5 protein-coding genes and 1 pseudogene are annotated in these 2,754 nt (G+C 51.1%); 4 read left to right on the top strand and 2 right to left on the bottom strand.

What is annotated here, in order from left to right; genetic code table 11:
• Window positions 1-126: 126 nt before the first annotated feature.
• Window positions 127-561: an SRPBCC family protein gene (locus Q0231_RS09740; protein WP_299347452.1), complete on the top strand. Its 435-nt coding sequence runs from the start codon at window positions 127-129 to the stop codon at window positions 559-561.
• A gap of 33 nt (window positions 562-594) precedes the next feature.
• Window positions 595-1,161, top strand: a complete 567-nt coding sequence (locus Q0231_RS09735; protein WP_299347450.1) for an NnrU family protein — start codon at window positions 595-597, stop codon at window positions 1,159-1,161.
• A gap of 3 nt (window positions 1,162-1,164) precedes the next feature.
• Here the strand turns inward: Q0231_RS09735 and Q0231_RS16735 are convergent.
• Window positions 1,165-1,257, bottom strand: a pseudogene (locus tag Q0231_RS16735) (TraR/DksA C4-type zinc finger protein); the annotation flags it as partial.
• Between the two features lie 21 nt (window positions 1,258-1,278).
• A complete protein-coding gene (locus Q0231_RS09730; RefSeq protein WP_367274486.1) occupies window positions 1,279-1,512 on the bottom strand; it encodes a TraR/DksA family transcriptional regulator in 234 nt (77 codons plus the stop codon).
• Window positions 1,513-1,662: 150 nt separating this feature from the next.
• On the opposite strand from Q0231_RS09730, the gene Q0231_RS09725 reads away from it, so the two are divergent.
• Together Q0231_RS09725 and Q0231_RS09720 are read left to right on the top strand one after the other, a co-directional pair.
• On the top strand, window positions 1,663-2,349 hold the full coding sequence (locus Q0231_RS09725) for a tetratricopeptide repeat protein (RefSeq protein WP_299347448.1): 687 nt from the start codon (window positions 1,663-1,665) through the stop codon (window positions 2,347-2,349).
• A 27-nt stretch (window positions 2,350-2,376) separates the two neighbouring features.
• Window positions 2,377-2,754: GTPase (locus Q0231_RS09720; RefSeq protein WP_299347446.1), on the top strand; the 378-nt coding region annotated here is incomplete at its 3' end.

Raw genomic sequence — 2,754 nt, 5'->3', positions numbered from 1 at the left:
CATATTGAATGACAAAAATCTGTTTGATGGCACACACGGCGATAGTTTTATCGGCCATTTGACTAAGCCAACGGGTACCGTTACGTCGAGATAAGTGACATAATCTGCCCAAATAGGGGGAGAACCATGTCCGAAATTTTCGCAGTTGAAGAGAAAATCGCAGCGCCTGTGCATGTTGTGTGGGCGCATTTCACCGATCCGCAAAAGATGGCTTTGTGGATGCCCGCCATTGAAAACGTGCATACGGCAAATGGTGAGCACACTTCACCAGAAAACCCATTGTGTTACCGCTCAGGGGGCAAAAGCCTATTCTCTCCCGTGGTGGATTACGTTCCACTGATCTTGATCGCCTATCGTTCGACGCGCGGAAATTTTTCTGCGACCTATGTTTATCAAATCGACGCTGATGGAGAAGGCACGAGCATCACGCTCAATGCAACGTGCGAAGCAAAGGGATTGATGGTGCTTATGCAGCCTTTGCTTAAATCTGTGATCAAAAAAGCCGACAGCGTTCAGCTTAAAATGCTCAAGGCGGTTGTGGAAGGCCACAAGCCCACCTAAATAGAGAGCTCACAAAAGGATTGGGAGGCTTAAATGCTTTGGTTGATACTTGGCATTGTAATATTTCTTGGCGTGCATTCAATACGCATGGTTGCGCCGGAATGGCGAGACAAACAACTTGCGGCGCGTGGTGAAAAGGGCTGGAAAGGCCCGTACGCACTGGCCGTTTTTGTGGGGCTAGGCCTCATCATTTGGGGTTTCATTCAGGCAAGACCTGACGCCATGTTTATTTATGAGCCGCCAACATTTGTAAAACACATCACGTTGACACTGATGTGGTTTTCTTTTGTAGCGCTCGCCGCATCAAGCACCCCAGCGGGCAAAATCAAGGCCATCCTTAAGCACCCAATGCTTGTGGGGGTCAAAATCTGGGCCCTCGCGCATTTGCTTGCCAATGGCGATCTAGCATCGCTTATTCTATTCAGCTCATTCCTTGCATGGAGCGTATGGAACCGCATTGCAGTTAAACGCCGGGGCGACCCGACCCCAGTTACTGGGCCTCGGATCAACGACGTCAAAGCTGTAGTTGGCGGCACCGTACTCTATTTAGCTTTTGTGTTTTTCTTGCACGGCTGGTTGATCGGCGTTTCGCCAATCTAACGCTCAGCGCTCATTCGCTTGTGCGCACTTAAGACAAAACAATGCGGCTGGATCAACCTCCAGCCGTTTTTTGCTGATCGCATCCCCACATTCAACACAATAGCCAAATTCATCGTTCTACATGCGGGTGAGGGCTTGTTCAATGCGCATGAGCTCTTTTGAACGTTGGCGTTCCTGTGCTTGCGCCATCGCTTGGCCTTGCATTGCATCCATTCGCGAAAGCCGCCCAACGGACTGCTGATCAAGCGCAACCGTGTCACGCGCTTCAGCGCTCATTTGATTTTGCTGTTCAAGGTCGTGCTTTCTATCCTTTAAAAGCCCACCAAACCGTTCAATTTCCTGCGCATCCATCCATCGATTCTGCCTCGCATCTACCCAGATTGCAAATTCACATCGCAATGTTGGTTTAAATGGGTGTTTTGCTGCATTCTCAAATTGCTTTTTCCCAAAGCCCGCACTATGGTGCACGACCTGAACTTGCCCGAATAAAGAGCTCCAAGTATGTCTGATACAGATAATGTTTTCCGCGAAGTAGACGAAGAATTGCGCAATGAACGCATGAACAAGCTATGGCGCCAGTTTGGCCCATTTGTGATTGGCGTTGCCCTTGTCATTATTCTCATAGTTGCGGGCAATGAAGCTTGGCGCTGGTGGCAGACTTCAACAGCCAACCGTGGTGCGGAACAATTCACCGCAGCCCTCGAGCTTGTTGAAAACGGCGACGTTGCTGGTGGCCAATCCGCTTTGCAAGACGTCATCAATTCTGGCTCGGGCCAATACCCCGTGTTAGCAAAATTCCGCTCTGCAGCCCTGTTGGCGACAGAAGGCAAAACAGCTGAAGCCGTTGCAGCTTATGACCAACTCATGAGCACATCTGCTGACACACGCCTGCGTGAATTGGCAGCAATTTTTGCAGCCTATTTGCTGGTAGATGGTGGCGATCCACTTGCCGTGACCCAACGGGTTGGCGATATGCAAGTTGAAACGCACCCCATGCGCAACGCAGCGCGCGAAGCCATTGGCCTAGCACATTATAAAGCCGGCAATTATGTTGACGCGCGCGTTTTGTTTGACGCCATTGCCGCCGACCCATTAACACCGCAAGACCTTGGTTTGCGTGTTTCACTTTATCTTGGCCAATTGACCGCGCAAGGCGTTGGCCCAACTGCCGAGGCTGCGTCAGAGTAATCTGACGCGCTTTACTGGAGCCCTAAAATGTCTGTTTCTGTTGCGATCGTTGGGCGTCCCAATGTCGGCAAATCCACTTTGTTTAATCGCTTGGTGGGCAAAAAGCTGGCGCTGGTTGATGATACCCCAGGCGTAACCCGTGACCGGCGCGAAGGTGAAGGGCGCATTGGCGACCTTACCTTTACGCTTATCGATACCGCTGGTTATGAAGATGCGGATGACGCTACGCTTGAAGGCCGCATGCGCCAACAAACCGAAGCCGCCATTCAAGAAGCCGACGTCATTTTGATGATGATTGATGCGCGCGCTGGCGTCACCCCAATGGACGAGCATTTCGCCAAATTGCTGCGCAAAGCGGGTAAAAAAGTGACTTTGCTGGCCAACAAAGTTGAAGGCCGCGCCGCT

The sequence above is a fragment of the uncultured Maritalea sp. genome (assembly GCF_937139385.1).
In the GTDB taxonomy this organism is placed as follows: Bacteria; Pseudomonadota; Alphaproteobacteria; order Rhizobiales; family Devosiaceae; genus Maritalea; species Maritalea porphyrae_A.
Note: the sequence above shows the minus strand (reverse complement) of the source record. Positions and strands in the feature narration are given on the sequence as shown.

Excerpts from the sequence above, each read along its gene's own strand:
- Q0231_RS09740 (WP_299347452.1), top strand. The coding sequence starts at position 127 with ATGTCCGAAATTTTCGCAGTTGAAGAGAAAATCGCAGCGCCTGTGCAT.
- Q0231_RS09735 (WP_299347450.1), top strand. The coding sequence starts at position 595 with ATGCTTTGGTTGATACTTGGCATTGTAATATTTCTTGGCGTGCATTCA.
- Q0231_RS09730 (WP_367274486.1), bottom strand. The coding sequence starts at position 1,512 with ATGGATGCGCAGGAAATTGAACGGTTTGGTGGGCTTTTAAAGGATAGA.
- Q0231_RS09725 (WP_299347448.1), top strand. The coding sequence starts at position 1,663 with ATGTCTGATACAGATAATGTTTTCCGCGAAGTAGACGAAGAATTGCGC.